This window comes from Arcticibacter tournemirensis, from assembly GCF_006716645.1.
Lineage (GTDB): Bacteria > Bacteroidota > Bacteroidia > Sphingobacteriales > Sphingobacteriaceae > Arcticibacter > Arcticibacter tournemirensis.
The window spans coordinates 118,799-136,383 of record NZ_VFPL01000001.1; the positions used below are offsets into that span (position 1 = coordinate 118,799).

General features: G+C 41.7%; 20 protein-coding genes. 15 read left to right on the forward strand and 5 right to left on the reverse strand.

Annotated elements, in window-relative coordinates:
* The first annotated feature begins 63 nt into the window (after positions 1-63).
* A complete protein-coding gene (locus BDE36_RS00525) occupies positions 64-657 on the forward strand; it encodes a GNAT family N-acetyltransferase (protein ID WP_141813324.1) in 594 nt (197 codons plus the stop codon).
* A 7-nt stretch (positions 658-664) separates the two neighbouring features.
* Positions 665-1,114: a DUF2059 domain-containing protein gene (locus BDE36_RS00530; protein WP_128770709.1), complete on the forward strand. Its 450-nt coding sequence runs from the start codon at positions 665-667 to the stop codon at positions 1,112-1,114.
* Positions 1,115-1,126: 12 nt separating this feature from the next.
* Here the strand turns inward: BDE36_RS00530 and BDE36_RS00535 are convergent, their stop codons facing one another.
* Both BDE36_RS00535 and BDE36_RS00540 read right to left on the reverse strand, forming a co-directional pair.
* On the reverse strand, positions 1,127-1,624 hold the full coding sequence (locus BDE36_RS00535) for a hypothetical protein (RefSeq protein WP_141813325.1): 498 nt from the start codon (positions 1,622-1,624) through the stop codon (positions 1,127-1,129).
* Between the two features lie 27 nt (positions 1,625-1,651).
* Positions 1,652-1,972 carry a YidH family protein gene (locus tag BDE36_RS00540; RefSeq protein WP_141813326.1) on the reverse strand — a complete coding sequence of 107 codons (321 nt, stop codon included), beginning with the start codon at positions 1,970-1,972 and terminating at the stop codon, positions 1,652-1,654.
* Positions 1,973-2,155: 183 nt separating this feature from the next.
* Between BDE36_RS00540 and BDE36_RS00545 the strand changes: the two genes are divergently transcribed.
* From BDE36_RS00545 to hflX, 5 genes are all read left to right on the forward strand, one after another.
* The gene (locus BDE36_RS00545) at positions 2,156-2,596 is read left to right on the forward strand and encodes a cytochrome B (protein ID WP_141813327.1); all 441 of its coding nucleotides are present in this window, start codon (positions 2,156-2,158) and stop codon (positions 2,594-2,596) included.
* Positions 2,597-2,825: 229 nt separating this feature from the next.
* On the forward strand, positions 2,826-4,256 hold the full coding sequence (locus BDE36_RS00550) for an anthranilate synthase component I family protein (RefSeq protein ID WP_202618209.1): 1,431 nt from the start codon (positions 2,826-2,828) through the stop codon (positions 4,254-4,256).
* Positions 4,253-4,822, forward strand: coding sequence for an anthranilate synthase component II (locus tag BDE36_RS00555; protein ID WP_141813329.1), 570 nt, complete (start codon positions 4,253-4,255; stop codon positions 4,820-4,822). Before BDE36_RS00550 ends, BDE36_RS00555 begins: the two co-directional genes overlap by 4 nt.
* A 212-nt stretch (positions 4,823-5,034) precedes the next feature.
* The gene (trpC, locus tag BDE36_RS00560; RefSeq protein ID WP_141813330.1) at positions 5,035-5,865 is read left to right on the forward strand and encodes an indole-3-glycerol phosphate synthase TrpC; all 831 of its coding nucleotides are present in this window, start codon (positions 5,035-5,037) and stop codon (positions 5,863-5,865) included.
* Between the two features lie 108 nt (positions 5,866-5,973).
* The gene (gene hflX, locus BDE36_RS00565) at positions 5,974-7,149 is read left to right on the forward strand and encodes a GTPase HflX (protein ID WP_141813331.1); all 1,176 of its coding nucleotides are present in this window, start codon (positions 5,974-5,976) and stop codon (positions 7,147-7,149) included.
* Here hflX and BDE36_RS00570 read toward each other — a convergent pair.
* Positions 7,146-7,994, reverse strand: a complete 849-nt coding sequence (locus tag BDE36_RS00570; RefSeq protein WP_141813332.1) for a universal stress protein — start codon at positions 7,992-7,994, stop codon at positions 7,146-7,148. The genes hflX and BDE36_RS00570 overlap by 4 nt on opposite strands.
* Positions 7,995-8,265: 271 nt before the next feature.
* Between BDE36_RS00570 and rbfA the strand changes: the two genes are divergently transcribed.
* Together rbfA and BDE36_RS00580 are read left to right on the forward strand one after the other, a co-directional pair.
* Positions 8,266-8,640: a 30S ribosome-binding factor RbfA gene (gene rbfA, locus BDE36_RS00575; protein ID WP_128770701.1), complete on the forward strand. Its 375-nt coding sequence runs from the start codon at positions 8,266-8,268 to the stop codon at positions 8,638-8,640.
* Positions 8,641-8,805: 165 nt separating this feature from the next.
* Entirely contained in the window at positions 8,806-9,381 is a 576-nt protein-coding gene (locus tag BDE36_RS00580; RefSeq protein WP_161987505.1) for an energy transducer TonB family protein, read from the forward strand.
* Between the two features lies 1 nt (position 9,382).
* On the opposite strand, the gene BDE36_RS00585 is transcribed toward BDE36_RS00580, so the two are convergent.
* Together BDE36_RS00585 and BDE36_RS00590 are read right to left on the reverse strand one after the other, a co-directional pair.
* Positions 9,383-10,579 (reverse strand): DUF1501 domain-containing protein, encoded by a 1,197-nt coding sequence (locus BDE36_RS00585; RefSeq protein ID WP_141813334.1) that lies wholly within the window; start codon positions 10,577-10,579, stop codon positions 9,383-9,385.
* Between the two features lie 65 nt (positions 10,580-10,644).
* Positions 10,645-12,036 (reverse strand): DUF1800 domain-containing protein, encoded by a 1,392-nt coding sequence (locus tag BDE36_RS00590; protein WP_141813335.1) that lies wholly within the window; start codon positions 12,034-12,036, stop codon positions 10,645-10,647.
* Between the two features lie 174 nt (positions 12,037-12,210).
* Here BDE36_RS00590 and BDE36_RS00595 point away from each other — a divergent pair, with 174 nt between their 5' ends.
* The 6 genes from BDE36_RS00595 to BDE36_RS00620 all read left to right on the forward strand — a co-directional run bounded on the left by BDE36_RS00595 (position 12,211) and on the right by BDE36_RS00620 (position 17,564).
* Positions 12,211-12,408, forward strand: a complete 198-nt coding sequence (locus BDE36_RS00595) for a hypothetical protein (RefSeq protein ID WP_141813336.1) — start codon at positions 12,211-12,213, stop codon at positions 12,406-12,408.
* A 123-nt stretch (positions 12,409-12,531) separates the two neighbouring features.
* Positions 12,532-12,810 carry an ISAon1 family transposase N-terminal region protein gene (locus BDE36_RS00600; RefSeq protein WP_244939601.1) on the forward strand — a complete coding sequence of 93 codons (279 nt, stop codon included), beginning with the start codon at positions 12,532-12,534 and terminating at the stop codon, positions 12,808-12,810.
* Positions 12,803-13,786 (forward strand): ISAon1 family transposase, encoded by a 984-nt coding sequence (locus BDE36_RS00605; protein WP_244939602.1) that lies wholly within the window; start codon positions 12,803-12,805, stop codon positions 13,784-13,786. Before BDE36_RS00600 ends, BDE36_RS00605 begins: the two co-directional genes overlap by 8 nt.
* Positions 13,779-14,588: a DUF3857 domain-containing protein gene (locus BDE36_RS00610; RefSeq protein ID WP_150309384.1), complete on the forward strand. Its 810-nt coding sequence runs from the start codon at positions 13,779-13,781 to the stop codon at positions 14,586-14,588. Before BDE36_RS00605 ends, BDE36_RS00610 begins: the two co-directional genes overlap by 8 nt.
* Positions 14,497-15,630, forward strand: a complete 1,134-nt coding sequence (locus BDE36_RS00615) for a hypothetical protein (protein WP_141813339.1) — start codon at positions 14,497-14,499, stop codon at positions 15,628-15,630. Before BDE36_RS00610 ends, BDE36_RS00615 begins: the two co-directional genes overlap by 92 nt.
* Positions 15,627-17,564: a DUF3857 domain-containing protein gene (locus BDE36_RS00620; protein ID WP_141813340.1), complete on the forward strand. Its 1,938-nt coding sequence runs from the start codon at positions 15,627-15,629 to the stop codon at positions 17,562-17,564. Before BDE36_RS00615 ends, BDE36_RS00620 begins: the two co-directional genes overlap by 4 nt.
* The last annotated feature ends 21 nt before the right edge of the window (positions 17,565-17,585 follow it).

The following is a 17,585-nucleotide window of genomic DNA, read 5'->3' on the forward strand; positions in this document are numbered from 1 at the left end:
GCGGCGGCTAACATATATTTGCATATCAAATAATTTCAATTAAGTTTGAACAGTATTTGCGCCATGCAGTCAACGAGAGCTCATCTGATGAATTTGAATCTTAATTTTGATCCTTTCCCCGTACTTCAGACATCACGTCTGACGCTGAGAAAGCCCCTGCTTTCTGACGCAGCGGCTTTATTCAGGCTACGTTCAGATGACTCGGTACTTCAGTACCTCGACAGACCCAAGATGGCCTCGTTGGATGAAGCCCGAGAGTTTGTTGAAAAGATACACGACAATTTAGACAACAACAATAGTATCAATTGGGCCATTACACCCAAAGATACCAATGAACTAATAGGGACTATAGGGTTCTGGAGGATTGAGAAAGAGCATTATAGGGCTGAAATAGGCTATATGTTATTTCCTGAATATCAACGTAGGGGACTAATGCAGGAGGCACTGTCGGAAGTTATAGCATTTGGCTTTAATACGCTTAATCTTCATTCGGTGGAAGCAAATTGCAATCCGGCGAATGTCGCATCTATACTACTGTTAGAGAAAAACAACTTTGTAAAAGAAGCCTATTTCAAAGAGAATTACTACTTTGCCGGTAAATTTCTCGACAGTGTAATTTTTTCTCTTGTTAATACTAACCCAACAATCATTAAATAAAGAAATCATGAAAAAACTCCTTATCACATCCGTAATTCTTCTTACATCATTCAATCTTTCTTTCGCACAGAGCAACGACAGTTATAAGAGCACTCTCAGGAAAATGTTACAGACCGCAGGCACTGAAGCTACTTTTTCAACAATGGTTAAACAGATGTTTACGATGTTTAAGCAGCAAAAGTCAAATGTGCCTGAATCTGCCTGGATAGAGATCGAAAAAGAATTTTCGCAGACTTCTCTGGACGACCTGGTAAACATGTTTGCCCCTATCTACCAGAAACATTTTACTGAAGCCGATTTGCGAAAATTAATTGAATTTTATCAAAGTCCTATCGGTAGAAAGCTGGCAGAAAAGACGCCGCTTATTACGCAGGAATCGATGCAGGTAGGTCAGGAATGGGGCAAAAAGCTCGGTGAGCAGTTTCATGAAAAGTTAAAAGCCAAGGGATATAATTAACCGTACTTTCGGTTAAAAAACCAGGCCCAAATTAAATGTTACTCCCCTAAAGGTTCGTTTGAAGCCTTCATCCTGTACGTTATGAAAATCAAAGCCGAGGCCTACCATCAGTTTTTGCTGGCTATTCAACTCAATCTTTGACCCCAATCCCGTGTTCAGATTAAAGCCGGTCGATGATCGGTCTGACACTTTTACAGCATAGCCTGGCGTAAAGAAGAAATTCGAACCGGCACCGCTGCCTTTAAAATAGTATCGTAAATCGGCCAGAACGCTGCTAAAGTTAAAAGTTCTGATTCTGTTATCAAACCATATGTCGTGTGCTATCCCCGCTCCTGCAGTAATATGCTCACCGGCAGCAACGCTTCCTATATACTTTAAGCCAACAATACTTCCGTCACCCCCGCCTGAAGAAGCGATATAACTAAACTGGAAAAGATTACTAAACTTCGACTGGGAGAAACAGCAAAAAGAAAGAGATAAAAAAAATACTAACAAAAGAGAACTCCGCATATTTCAAAATTTACAAATGCAAATCTGCTATTTATATTCATACGTGCAAAACATTGGTAAATGATTTACGCTCAAGTTACATGCTGCTGTTAGCGTCCCTATGGCTACCAGCAGCACGCCGATAATTGAGGAGTAAGCTTTTCCCGGAAGTCCTGTGCTGTAGCTACTATCGCCCAGAACAAAGGAAATCTGCCGAATAAACGGCGCAAACTTAACCACAACAAACCCAAAACCCATTAATACGATGCTTGTCCTTATCCAGGCCAGAAAAGTCCGCTCGTTCGCAAGATGATTATTTACCGACGTCGACTCTTTTTCTATATATTGATCGGTATGTTCTGAGTTCATTTGATATCTTTTACATTCTTATAAGGTAACAGGGAGAATTCTGTTTCACAACATAAACCACTGTAAACAGCATTCAGGAAAGTATGGTTCTATTGTAATCTTATTTACTACAGGTTCACCAAGCTGGTAATATTCTTTTTATCCGTACATTTTTTGTTTCTTTGGATATTAATTAGCGTTTTTATGTACGAGATTTTATTTCAGGCCCATTCCGGACTACGTTTTGTTGTTTTTTTTGCATTGGTAATCGCTGTTATTCTTGCTTTTGCGGGCTGGTTTGGAAACAGGGATTATACCAAGGGGAATAAAAGTCTTAATCTGATCACACTTATCTCTACGCACCTGCAAGTTGTGCTCGGCCTTGTTCTTTACTTTTATAGTCCTTTCGTTCAGTTCGGAGGTGCAACAATGAAGGACAGTACACTTCGTTACTGGACCGTAGAGCATGTTGCAATGATGTTGATTGCCGCAGTGCTCATCACTATAGGGAATGCCAAATCAAAAAGGGCACTGAACAATGTTGCAAAACACCGTTCTATAGCTATATATTTTGGCTTGGCTTTACTTATAATTGTTATAGCGATCGTTCTGGGAGGCCGACCTCTTTTAGGTATCAGTCGTTAATATTACAAAAAGTTTGCTATTTCAATTTGCTTTAACTTCATTTGTAAAATGTTAATCATAAAACATACTCAAAACTGGTGGTGGCACGCTATAAGCAGCGCCGGGAACAGATATGTTTATACTGAATAGTTTTTGCAACCGAAACAGATAATAAATATAACCCGACGCTAAAACGCCGGGTTTTTTATTTCCCGGTAGTCGTAAACGAAACAGAAAACAGCTTAATATTATGTATAGATTATATACTTCCTATAAGAAATTGCTTGCGGACACTACGACTCCGGTAAGCATTTATTTACGTCTCCGCGACGTTTTCCCCAATAGCATCCTGCTTGAAAGTTCAGATTACCACAGCCGCGAGAATAGCATGAGTTATGTTTGCTGTGATCCTATTGCAGGAATAACTCTTGATAAAAATGCTTTTAGGGCCTATTATCCCGATGGATTATCCAATGAGATAGCAACACAGGAACTCAATCTCCAGGAGCAGGTAACCTATTTTCGCAACCAGTTTGAATATGATGACGATAGTTCTTTTAAGTTTATTTCCAATGGACTGTTCGGATATTTCACATACGAAACAATTCAGCACTTTGAAGATATCCGTTTAAACTCGCCTCTTTCGGAAGAACGGAGCATCCCGATGATGCAGTATCATATCTATCGCTATGTAATTGCGATCGATCATTTTAAGAATGAGCTTTATCTATTTGAACACAAAACAGAGAAAGACGGACAGGGAGGACTGGAGAGGCTTCAGTATCTGACTCAGAATAAAGATTTCCCCCAGTATCCTTTCGAAACGATAGCTGTAGAAAGCTCGAATCAAACAGACGACGAGTTTATCCAAATAGTAGAGAATATGAAAAAACACATCTACCGGGGAGATGTGTTCCAGATAGTTCCTTCGAGAGGCTTTTCAAAACCATTTCTTGGCGATGAATTTAATGTTTACCGGGCTCTTCGTTCCATAAACCCCTCGCCCTACCTGTTCTATTTTGATTATGGGAACTTTAAGTTATTCGGATCTTCTCCGGAAGCCCAACTTACTATTAAGAACGGGGAGGCAACGATCTACCCTATAGCAGGTACTTTCAGACGTACTGGAAATGATATACTTGACGCCCAGCTTGCTGAAAAACTTGAGAACGATCCCAAAGAGAGTGCAGAACATGTGATGCTTGTAGACCTGGCCCGCAACGATCTGAGTCGTCACTGTAATGAAGTGCAGGTAAAGGCGTTCAAGGAAGTGCAGTATTATTCGCATATCATTCACCTGGTTTCTAAAGTAACTGGCAGGCTACAATCAGAAGCAGATCCGTTTTATGTAGTAGGCGATACTTTTCCCGCCGGGACCTTAAGCGGTGCACCAAAATATATGGCCATGCAGCTGATAGACCGTTATGAAAATGCGGGACGTGGCTTCTACAGCGGAGCAATCGGGTATATGGGATTCAACGGCGATTTTAATCATGCGATCATGATCCGCTCATTCATGAGTCGGCATAATGTACTTCATTATCAGGCCGGCGCCGGGATAGTGGCTGACTCAGATCCACAGAGTGAACTGACTGAAGTGAACAATAAGATCATGGCCTTACGGAAAGCTATCGAAATGGCAGAGAGCATAGTTCCTAAAATTCAAAAGATTGAAGAATGAAGATATTAGTAATAGATAACTACGATTCGTTCACGTTTAACCTTGTACACCTGCTCAATGAATGCGGCCATCAGCCCACCGTGTGGAGGAACGATAAGTTTAAGCTGGAGGATGTAGAACAGTTTGACAAGATTGTATTAAGCCCCGGACCTGGCATCCCCTCGGAAGCCGGTTTACTTCTGGATGTAATTAAGACCTACGCTACGAAAAAGAGTATTTTAGGTGTATGTCTCGGAGTCCAGGCAATTGCAGAAGTATTTGGCGGTAGCCTCTATAACTTGTCGTATCCGGTACACGGAAGAGCGACAGATATGCAGGTACTCGATAATCAAGAGCCTCTGTTTAATGGGCTGCCTGCAACGTTTAAAATCGGCAGATATCATTCCTGGGCTGTAAATCAGGAAGATCTTCCTGATGACCTCAAAATTACTGCCAAAGACACAGAAGGCGTGATAATGGCCCTAAGGCATCTAAAATATAATGTGAAGGGAGTGCAGTTTCATCCTGAATCGGTTCTTACTGAATATGGAAAAGCAATGATCCAAAACTGGCTGGCCGAGGGTTAAGTATTGCAGGTCGTACTAGAAAGTTAAAGGTGGAAAGTTAAAGGTGGAAAGTTGAAGGCTAAGGGGAGAAAGCAGAAGGTTAAAAGTGGAAAGTTAAGAGTTAAAAATGGAAAGTATTGCTAACAGTCAATTACCAACTGCTAAAGGCCAATTGCTGATTGCTGAAAGCCAACAGCAATTGGCCAATTAACAATAGCTAAAAAAAATTAAGTATGTATATATCAGATTCTTCATCTCCATTTAAGCGACCGGGAGGTATTCTTGACGAGATTGTATCTCACAAGCTTATAGAGATTAAAGAAGCACGGGCATCGGTACCTATAACGCGGTTGGAAGAAAGCGAACTGTTTGAAAGAAAGTGTTATTCGCTGCGGGAATTTATGCTTGCGCCTGAAAGGACCGGCATCATTGCCGAGTTTAAACGGGCCTCACCATCGAAGGGCATTATTAACAATAAGGTAGAAGCGTCAATGATAACCAAGCAATACGCTGATGCGGGAGCCTCGGCCCTATCCGTGCTGACGGACCAAAAGTTCTTCGGCGGCAGTATCAGAGACCTGGTAGAGGCAAGGGCGGTGAACACCATTCCTATCCTGCGAAAAGAATTTATTCTTGATGAACATCAGATCATCGAAGCAAAGGCCATTGGCGCAGACATCATTTTACTCATTGCCTCCATCCTGAAGCCCCAAACTGTTGTTAAGTTTGCCCGGCTGGCAAAAAGTATTGGATTGAACGTATTGCTTGAAGTACATAATCTGCGGGAACTGGAAGAGAGTATTTGCGACGACTTGGATGCTATAGGGGTAAACAACAGAAATCTGAGTGATTTTTCGGTTTCTGTTCAGCATTCTTTTGATCTGGCAGATAAAATTCCCGACCGCTTTTTAAAGGTGTCAGAGAGTGGTATTAGCAACCCTGAAACAATTGCTGAACTAAAGAAAGCAGGTTTTAATGGATTTCTCATTGGAGAGAATTTCATGAAAGAGGTCAATCCGGGCGAAGCTATGAGAAATTTCGCAGGTAAAATCCCAGGGGTATAAGTTAAACGTTCGGGTATTTAACCTCCTGAACATAAAAAAATATAAATTGTTATTGAGAGAAAGCCGGAGAAGTACAATCTTCGAACTCTTGATTCTTGAAATAGATAAATGGCGAGACAAAAATTTTATGATACGGCGATAAAGCCGGAGCGGGCAGTCCTGGTTGGTATCATTACTCCTGATGAGACCGAAGAACTGGAACGTGAGTACCTTGAAGAACTAGAGTTTCTGGTTGACACCGCTGGAGGAATAACAGAGAAAACCTTTACGCAAAAAATGCTAAGGGCCGACAGGGCCACGTTTGTGGGAAAAGGAAAGCTTGAAGAGATAGATGCATATGTAAAATCGGAAGAGATAGATCTTGTTGTTTTTGATGATGAGCTTTCACCTTCGCAACTTAGAAATATAGAGCGGGAACTACAGGTAAAAGTACTCGACAGAAGCAACCTCATTCTCGACATTTTTGCACGGCGCGCACAAACAGCCCAGGCGAAAACGCAGGTTGAACTGGCTCAGTTGCAATACTTGTTACCACGGTTAACACGCATGTGGACCCACCTTGAACGGCAAAAAGGAGGGATCGGGATGCGTGGTCCGGGAGAATCGCAGATAGAAAGTGACCGCCGGATGATCCAGAATAAAATAGCCCTATTGAAGGAAAAGCTCAAGCTAATTGACAAGCAGAATGAGACACAGAGAAAGAACCGGGGAGAACTAGTAAGGGCCGCTTTGGTTGGCTATACTAATGTAGGCAAATCAACTATCATGAACATGATCTCCAAATCGGATGTCTTTGCGGAAAACAAGCTATTTGCTACCCTCGACACCACGGTGCGTAAAGTGGTGATAGAGAATCTTCCGTTCCTTCTGTCGGATACCGTCGGCTTTATCCGAAAGCTGCCCCATCACCTTGTAGAATGTTTCAAATCAACACTTGACGAAGTGCGTGAGGCAGATATCCTGATTCATGTGGTAGATATATCACACCCTAACTTTGAAGATCAGATACGGACAGTGAATGAGACGTTAAAGGACTTAGGCGCTGCAGATAAGAATACTATTACAGTATTCAACAAGATAGACGCGTATACCCATGAAGGATCTGAGGAGAGCGGCACATTGACTCTTGACGAATTCAAAAACAGCTGGATGAGCCGTCATGTCAGTCCGGCAGTGTTTATCTCTGCATTAAATAAGGAAAATGTAGAGGAATTCAGACAACTGATATACGAGAAGGTGAAAGACCTGCACTTACAGAGATATCCCTATGCTCCTTTAACCTAATAAGCTCTTAAAAGTAACACTGGCTTGTCAGAGCGAAAGGTTAATTTAGTAGATATGCTATCGTGAAGTATAGATTCAAAAAAGCTATACTTCCGGGGCAGGGAAATAATAATCTGTGCCTTGCTATCATGTGCATATTCCAAAATACCTTCAGCTACATTCCGGTTGCTGGTGAACTGATACTCGTGATCCAAATCATTTAGCATCTGATCAAGCAAGGCCTGCTCCCGAAGCAGATCTTCCTTCAGCTGCTCGCCTTTAGGGTTAACATTCAAAACCTCGAGCTTTGCACCAAAGGTTTTAACTATCGTCTTAAGGCTGTCAACCGGGATGAGTTCGGTGATCTTCCTGAAATCGCATGCTAAAACCACTTTTTCAACAGGCTTAAACATGGCATTTGGAGGAACAACTAAAACAGGCTTGGTTGATGTTTTTGCAATCCGTATAGTATTTGTTCCAAGCACTCTATCATTCAAATCGCTGCTTCCATTACTTCCAATGATCACAAGGAACGGCTTTTCGTGTGCATTAATTTCGTTAATGATGGCTAAAAGGCTCCCTTCTTCAATACTAATATCAATTGGGAGGTTCTTTCCGCAGAGTGACGACAAACGATCTTTCAGATTATTTAACTTCTTAAGGAAAGAGCGGTGCATTCTTTGAATATCTTCATCACCGTACTGTGTGTAATCAACGGAGGGAAGAATAGTTTCATAATATCCAACACGCACTGTATGAAGAAGCAAAAGCCGGCAATTACCAATTTGTTGCGCTATTCGTAAAGCATATTTAGCAGCGTGGTCCGATGTTTTCGAAAAATCAACAGGAACAAGAATAGTTTCCATATATGATGATTTTATAAGTCAAAAATTAGGTTTTCAAATCAGTTTTCATCCGGCATCGCCGGAAATAAAATAAAACGTATTTTATTCTGATTGATGTAAAGTTACAAAAATCAGCTTTGCCGCGAAATGATGGATGTCACAGTATGCCGATCTGATAAAATTGGCCAGGGTGCTCCCCCAACCCGGCTAACTGCAAACTAATTTCCTTACCTTTGGATTGAAAGGAATTGGATTTTCTCCAACTTTCGGTTACAGGTAACGTTATAATAAGATGGAAAGCAAACGACAGCAAAAATTTGCAGGAGTAATTCAGAAGGATCTTGCGGAGATCTTTCAGCGTGAAGGGATGAGCTTCTTGCCTAATACACTGGTTACTATTACTAAAGTGAGAGTGACTCCTGATCTTGCTATTGCACGTATATTTTTAAGCTTCTTTAACAATCAGAATACCTCCCTTGCGTTGAATACCGTTAAAGCTCATGCGAACGAAATCCGGTATAAGCTCGGAAGCCGGATTAAAAATCAGGTGCGCATCGTCCCGCAACTCGAGTTCTTTGTAGACGACACGAACGAATACGTGGAACGTATGGATAAGATCTTCGATAAGATTAGCAAGGAACCCAGACAGCCTGATACAGAGGAGTAAGGCTTGCCCATTCTTGGTCACACCTTTCAATAAATCGGTTGTTATTTCGTTATATAAATTATATATAAGGATATGATACTGACGTGGATATTGTTATTGTGGACTTCCTTTTTTGCTTCATTTAAACAGGGGGAAGGCCCAGTTTTTAAAGGAGGCAGAAAAGATATGGCAAAGTTTATTTCTGAGAACCTTATTTATCCCGGCTTTTCAAAACAAAATTGTATTCAGGGCACAATAGAAGTTAGCTTTAAACTCACACGTGAAGGTAAAGTATTTGGCTCTAAAGTTCAGAAAGGTATGGGGATTGACCTTGACGAAGAAGCGTTAAGAATTGTACGTTTAACATCAGGAAAGTGGAATATGCCGGCTTCTTTTGACACCACCACGGTGTTGGTCATGCCAGTTAGTTTTTCACTCAGCGATTCTAATTGTGCAACCCGCTCACCTGCCGAAATAAGAGACGCCATTAACGCCTATCGGGCACAGGAAGAGTTAACGGGTGCCATCACTAATTTCTATGCCAAAAGAGAGCAGAATAATTTCAGTGCCGAAGACGAGCAAAAGATCCTCCGGTTGAAGGAACAACTTGGTTATGACGATGAGTTTATCGACGACCTTATCGAGCAAGCCCGTAAGAAACTGAAGCAAGGTGATAAAGACGGGTCCTGTGAGGACCTTCAGTTTGTCAGGAAGATAGGGAGTAACAAGGCAGACCGTTTGATTGAAGCTTCCTGCAAATAGTTTATATAAAATCCAGTCCCGAAAATTGCCTGTTTAAAATATTGCTATTATTAACATCCAGCCATTTATCGAGTACGGTTGCATATACTTGTCTGAAGTCGATCTTATATTTTAAATCGCCATTATCAAGATTATTCAGATCTGGGGCATCGTTATAGATTCCTGGCTTTTTCAACTTTCCGCTAAAAACAAAAACATTATTAGCAGTCCCGTGGTCAGTCCCGTTACTCGCATTCTGCTCCACCCGTCGGCCAAATTCAGAGAAAGTGAGCACCAGCGTATCATTTAGCTTTCCAGTGCTTTTCAGCTCATTCAAAAAAGCAGCCATGCCTTCGCTGTACTGTTTCAATAAGCGTCCCTGCTGGTCTTTTTGCCCTGTATGAGTGTCAAACCCACTTAACGACACATAATAGACCCGTGTTTTCAACCCGCTGTTAATAAAGCGGGACACGGTTTTTAGCTGATTTGCAAAACCGGTTTGAGGATAATCGCCCTTACTTTCGTACGTTTTCGACGTCTTCTGAATATACCCTGCAGACGAATATGTCTCGATCATCGTCTTATAAAGATATCCCAGGTTATCCTCGTTCAGGTGCTTATCGTGGTTCTCTATTACTTCCCTAAAAAAAGGTTCTCTGGTGTTATTGTATAATTTCGCCGGGTCCTTCACCGCAATTCCCTTGCTGGATTTACCTTTAAGCGCAAGGGAAAGAGTATCGTCAACCTCAATAGCAGCATATGGATCCTTGCAGCTCTGACAATTAGAATCGAGATACCGGCCTATCCAACCCGTAGTAAGATATTCATCAGAATTGCTGGCCGTTTGCCAGATGTCCATAGAACGAAAATGCGACCGATCGGGATTGGGATAGCCCACACTATTTACCACCGTCATCCATCCCTGGTCATAAATTTCTCTTAACGCTCCCATATTCGGATTCAGGCCCTGAAGGTCATCCAGTCTGATCAATTCACTCTGCGGCAGGGCAATACTCCTTCGTTTCTGATAATAAACATCCATGCCATAAGGAACCACGGTATTAAGTCCGTCGTTCCCTCCAGAAAGCTGAACAATAACGAGGTTCTTATAGCCTGACAGCTCATCCAAAGCAAGTGACTCAAAAGGTTTAAGGAAAGACGGAATCAGAAATACCCCCGACGCCAATGTTGTACTTTTTAAAAAATCTCTTCTTTTCATAATTGTTAATTAATATGAAACACCTTTTCTCTTGATACTTGATACTATATACCTGATACTAGAATTCAGCAGAGCTGATATTCAGGAGTGCTCAGCAACTGTATCACCATATTCTTAATGTTCCCCGTATCGATTCTGTTCAAGGCCTCCTGATTAAGATCTCCTGCGATCAGAAGATAAGCGAGGTCCTCTCTGGTAATTTCTTCGGGGATCTCTTTAAGAAACAATTCCCAGCCGGGCTGTGCTCTAACTCGCTTTTCGATATTTAACCTTTGTCTTTTCGCAGCAGATATAAAAGCCTCGTCTTCAGGATCGGCTTTCCCATCCGATTCAATAATGCCTCCATTGAGCAGGACGGAAGGCAGTTTCATACGTGTAAGAAGAGAAGAACTGTCTATCCAATTCTGACCACCGGCCCAGCCTGCTACATTTGGAGGATAGAACACAGCCTGTCCCATTGAACGTTGCAATTGCAGCAGCACCTTCGTGCTCTCATATTGAATATTAAACTGCCTGTTTAAACCGGCAAGGAACTCTACCGGAGACTTAATCTTATTTCCGACATTTTTCGTATCGTAAAACCATGCACTCGTAAAGATCTTTTCGACGAGAGGCCTTATTTCATATCCCGACGAATAAAAAGCTTCACTTAACTCTTTCACATGCTGAGGGTTAGGAATGTCATTCACAAAGAACTTATATAGTTTTTCTGAAATAAAATAAGCCGTTTTCTTTTTTTCAAGGATCATATCAATAATGTCCTCACCCGAAAAGTTTCCGGTTTTACCGAAGAAGGTCTTGCTGCCGTCATCATGCTGCTTCTGATTAAAGAAGAAGTCGCCGGTCGCGCCTTTATACTGCCAGCCAGTAAATGCTCTTGCCGACTGTTTTACATCGTTCTCTGTATAGTTCCCTCGTCCCAGCGTGAAAAGCTCCATCAGCTCACGGGCAAAGTTCTCGTTGGGCCGTCCCTTCCTGTTTTGCTGGTTGTTTAGAAATGAGAGCATAGCAGGCGCCTTAGCGACCTCTGTCAACAAGGTTTTGAAATTACCCAATGCATTTCGGCGATGCACATTATTTAACTGCTGTAAATAATAACCATCGTTCATGCGGCAAGCAAAATGTCCGTGCCAGAAGAGAGTCATCTTCTCTAGAAGCGGAGCTTCAGTCTGAGCAAAGCGCTTTGTCCACGCGATGTTTATGGCTGTCTCCTGTTCGTTCCTCTTCCTCAAATATTCTTTTATCACTTCTTCAGACGGGTTTTCAGCCCGTGGCGGCCGCTGAAGGCGCTCGGATACTTCATTCAGCGGCTCTACATTTTCAGCTTGCTTTAATAATCTCCTGACCGCTTTCGCGGGAGATATGCCCGAAAGTTTTTCTAGTTCAGCGTAACGGATCCCAAAGGAAGCCCTCGAATACAAATGTTTAATCTGATCTGTGTTCTTTGATCTTTTCATCGGGTATTGGTTATAAGCGGCAGATATTGTTATTATTCTTTGACCCCATAAATGCTGTTTGGTTTAATTACAGGAACTTTTCAAAATACCAGCGAGATAGAGAAAAAATAATTCAAAAATGAATTGTCATTTAAAATTCATTTAATAACTTTATGCTGACCTTTCACTTTAAACATGAAAAAAACCTTCTTTCTGATCCTGCCTTTTCAGATGCTGCTTTTCATAGCGTATGCACAAACTGAAACGATGCCTTTCGGCAAAATTGACCCCTCCGACTTCACCTTAAGCGAAGCGTCTTTTGAAAAGGACGCCAATGCAATGGTATTATTCGACAAAGCCGGGATCAAGCGGAATACTTGGGGGATACAATGAAAAGTTGTTTTTTTGCGGAGAGTTAATAACACGTAAAAAGAGTAACCCTTGCAAGATCCATACCTACAGTTAGCGAGCATATTATTACCGAAAGGCATCTTAGAATTTTTTGAATTAACACAGGTGCTTCAAAGTGCAGCAGGCCTGCATATATATCTTGAAGAGAAGAATATCCTTCCCCAGGAATATCACAACCAAAAGCTGGAATCCAAGGGGTTCATGCCCGAAATCACCATTCAGGACTTTCCTATCCGGGGCCAGAAGGTAAACTTGTGTATAAAACGGCGCAGATGGGAAGTAGCAGATAAAGGGACTATAGTAACCAGAGACTGGGATTTAGTACAGAAAGGAGCGCGGATGACCACAGAATTCGCCGCTTTTTTAAAAGGAATATTTGGATAATTATCCGGTAAGCTGTCATCAACTGGGACACTATTTTAGGATTGACGGTAAACAGTTACAGGAACAATATAAAGATCATATCAGTACATTCCATCAGTGGGAACAGAAAGATCATGCTGCCGAATGGATGATATTCCCGGCCAACATGGGAGAATACCTCAGTATAGATGAAACGGCCCTCTCTGGCGGAGAATTGTATACTATAATCACTAATAAGGCTGCAAGAGGGAGAAAAGGGAGCATTGTAGCCATGCTGAAAGGCACTCAGGCCGATCAGATCATTGCAGTTTTAGAGCGTATATCATTCCGCCTGAGAAAAAAAGTAAAAGAAGTAACCCTGGATATGGCTGCAAATATGGCCAAAGCTATCCGAAGATGCTTTCCATCTGCCCGCCGGGTCATTGACCGGTTCCATGTACAAAAGCTTGCCAGCGATGCTGTTCAGGAGCTCAGGATCAGATACCGGTGGGAAGCTTTGGAAGAGGAGAACGGACGGATTGCCCAGGCCAGGAAAACCAAACAAAGCTATCAGCCTGAGGTGCTTCCTAATGGCGATACCCTCAAGCAGCTCCTGGCCCGAAGCAGATATCTGCTCTTTAAACACGAAAGCAAATGGACTCCATCACAAAAAGAACGTGCAGACATCCTATTTCCCCGCTATCCCCTGTTACATAAAGCCTATCAGTTAGCCCTCAGGTTAAGTAACATCTTTACCATCTGTAAGAGCAAGACACAGGCTTTTAAAAGACTGGCCATGTGGTATAATGATGTGGAAACTTCTGCTATTGATTCTTTCAGCACAGTAGCCAGATCGGTACAAAGCCATTACGAATATATCCTGAACTTCTTTGACAACAGAAGTACCAACGCCGCTGCTGAATCTTTCAATGCCAAGATCAAGGCTTTCAGAGCTACCTCCAGAGGTGTTAGAGATACTGCTTTCTTCTTATTCCGTCTTGCTAATATTTATGCTTAATAAAGCCTTCCCCCCAGGAATTCCGCTTGATCCCAAAGCCGACGTTTACTTTGATCAGAACTTCGATATCATCATGGAGCGGCATAAGCGAATTAAGATCTTCAATGAAAAAGGAAAAGACGAAGCAAACGTAAGGCTTGAGTATTATTCAGGCGGCCATTATGAAGACCTCTTTAGCTTACAGGCTCAGACAATTAATAACAGAGACGGGAAACCCATGATAACCAAGCTTGAGCGAAAACAAATTTTCACAGAAATCATCGATAAAAACCGTACGGCTCTGGTTTTCACGTTCCCGGATGTCCAACCGGGATCGATAGTAGAGTTTAAATATCAATGGAAAACGCCGTCTTATGGCAACTTTCCGTCCTGGGTCTTTCAATCTAAAATACCAGTGAGATATAGCGAACTGCGGACTTCTGTTCCTGACATGCTGTATTACAAAATACAACAACGGGTACACCAGCCTTTTTGTAAAAACAAATCGATGTCCGAATCAAAATCTATTCCTAATGGGGCTAATTCTTTGGGATATAACGTTAATATAAGATTGCTAGCATTACAGAATGTTCCGTCGTTAAGTGATGAGCCATTCATGACTTCGAGAAATGACAATCTTCAGTCCGTTTCTTTCCAGCTTACCGAAATTAAACCTATTGGCGGCTTCACTCAAACATATATCGATACCTGGCAAAAGGTGGCAGGGATGCTTGCTGACGACGAAGACTTCGGCGCTCAGTTCAAAAAGATTACAGGAAGAGGACGTTATCGTTGCCAAAGCAAAAGCATTGAAATCAAATGACGAGAAAATTGCATTTCTGTTTAACGAAGTGAGAAATAGCATGAAATGGAACGATGTAGACGTATGGTATACAAATGATGGCGTATCTAAGGCATGGCAAAAGAAAACAGGTAACTCGACCGAAATAAACCTCATATTATACCGGCTTTTAAAACTAGCCGAAGTAGGAAACGTTTATCCTATGATAGTAAGCACCCGCTCCAACGGCAGAGTGAACATCGCCTTCCCATGGCTTCGTCAATTCAACAGGACCGTCGTTTATATTCCTGTCGACAGCACCAGAAAGTATATCCTTGACGCTAGTAATAAATACCAGCTGTATAATTCTATCCCCGACAATCTTCTAAATTCTTACGGATTAAGCTTAAATAAAGACAATAAAACGTATAATTTGATAAATATCTCGTGCCCCAATACTTCAAGGAAAAATATATTTATCACTGCGGATATCAAGCCTGACGGAAAAATAAACGGCAATGCAAAAATTTACGACTTCGACTATCATAAAATGAATTCTGTCCGGCTCTACAAAACAGAGGGAGAAGAAAAGTTCAAAGAATGGCTCACTGAAAAGGACAATAGTATAAAAATAAAAAACATGAAAATAGAGGGCGTTGATGTTGATTCCCTTCCTCTACAGGAACTCTTGGATTTTGAAATGGAGCTGAAGGGAGTAGATGGCGACTATATTTACTTTAATCCGAATCTGTTTACTTCTCTTCGAACTAATCCTTTTTTAACAGAAAACCGCTCAACAGTGGTAGATTTTGGTCACAAAAAAAAATATACATTAACTGCTTCTTATGGAATACCCCCAAACTACTTAGCAGATGCTCTTCCTAAAAGCCTCAACCTAGTGATGCCCGACAAAAGCATCAGCTTTCAGAGGATCGTAAGCAACAGTGAGGGACAAATTATTGTGAGGTATGTGATCGATTTTAAGAAAGCTCTATATGTGCAAGATGAATATCCACTGTTAAGGCAGTTTTATAAACAAATGTTTGAAATGCTGAACGAGCAAATTGTACTTAAGAAGTCATGATGGTATCGGTATTAAAAAAAAGTCTGGCAGCCCTGACTTTATTGTTATCCACTGCCACATATACCTATTCGCAAAAAACAGGCATTGCTGCAGACCTATATAATTCTTCAGGAATTCCCGACTCGCTTAAGAAAGATGCAAATTCGGTAGTACGATATTACTCAATGGAAATGACGGTCAAGGGACCGGCCAGGGCGACCCTAAGACAGCATTCCGTTGAGACCATCCTCAATGAAAAAGCCGAGGAGAAAGCATTAATGGTAATCGGTTATAATAAGAAATTTTCGTCTGTGAATGGTGCGGAGATGATCGTATACGACGCCAGTGGGAAATTGATCAAACGCTATAAGAAAAGCGATATGTATGACCGATCCGCGGTTGACAACATTTCGATCATTACAGACGGAAGAGTGCTTGTGACAAAGCACAATATTGTTAGTTATCCCATTACTATTGAAAAAATATACGAGAAGAGCCTGAACAGCTTCCTCGACCTGGGAGACTGGAACGTCCAGGAGGAGGAAGAAGCTGTTCAGAACGCTTCTTTCAAAGTTTCTGTTAATCCGGGTGTCGGCTTCAGATACAAAGTTAAAAACATAAAGCTTCAGCCGCGAAAAAGCACTGAAGACGGCATGGATGTGTTTTCCTGGGAAGTAAAAAATCTGAAAGCCATCAAACCGGAGGAAGACTCAAAACCTTGGAAAGTACTCCCGCACATCTCTTTCGCAACAAACAATATAGAATTCGACGGATTACCCGGCGACATGAGTACATGGAAGGGCTTTGGAATCTGGCAGCAGACGTTAAATAAAGACGTATCCTCTTTGAGCCCTCAACGAGAGGAAGAAATTAAAAAGATGGTAGCTGGCTTCGCTAATGATAAAGAAAAAGCCAGGTTCTTATATGAGTACATGCAGAAAAATACTCGCTATGTAAGCATCCAGCTCGGAATAGGCGGATTAAAGCCCTTCTCCGCAGCCTTTGTAGATGAGAAGAAATACGGCGACTGCAAAGCGCTCACCAACTATATGTATACACTGCTTAAAATCGCTGGTATTAAGTCATACTATACGCTTATCAGAGCAGGAGAGAATGAAGAACCAGCAGATGAAGATTTTGTCAACGACTCCTTTAATCATATTGTTCTTTGCGTTCCCTTTAAGAACGACACAACCTGGCTGGAGTGCACAAGTACAACCAATCCGTTTGGCAAGCTCGGCACGTTTACTGAGAACAGGAATGCTTTAATAGTGACGGAGGAAGGTGGCAAACTGGTGAATACTCCGGCAAGTAAGCTGGATGATAATGTTTTTGACAGCCAAACGACGATCACTGTAGGAGACGATGGCATAGCCAGGACAAAAATTGCTATTAAAGCAACCGGTGAATATCGCGACATGTACATCCATATGTCGACCCTTAAAGCGGATGAGCAAAAGAAATTTCTTATCAATGCGCTTAATCTGCGGCAACCCGATCTATTTGAACTTTCGCACCAGAACGACAAAGACGGCATAAAGGAAATACTGCTTGATCTTGCGTACACAGACCTCAGCGACATGAAAGCCGGAAATAAATATTTCTACAAACCACGGGTTTTCGATATATATCATGCCACATTTCCTCCAACAGAGAATAGGAAAACAGACTTCTATTTCCCTCATCCGATGCTTAAGAAGAATACCACTTCTATCGTCATTCCGGGCGATTTTGAAGTTGAATCGCTGCCTGCCGATGTCGACATGAATTTTAGTTATGGAAGCTATAAGGTTAAATACTTATACGATGCCGGGAAACATGAGATAAATAGCACCACTATCTTCACTTTAAAAAACCACGTTATCCCCGCCGCCAAATACAGTGAGATGCAGAAGTTCATGGATGACATTTCTAAATCGATGAGTAAAAAGCTTGTAATCAAAAAGAAAGCATGACCAATTATGTCTATCGAGGAG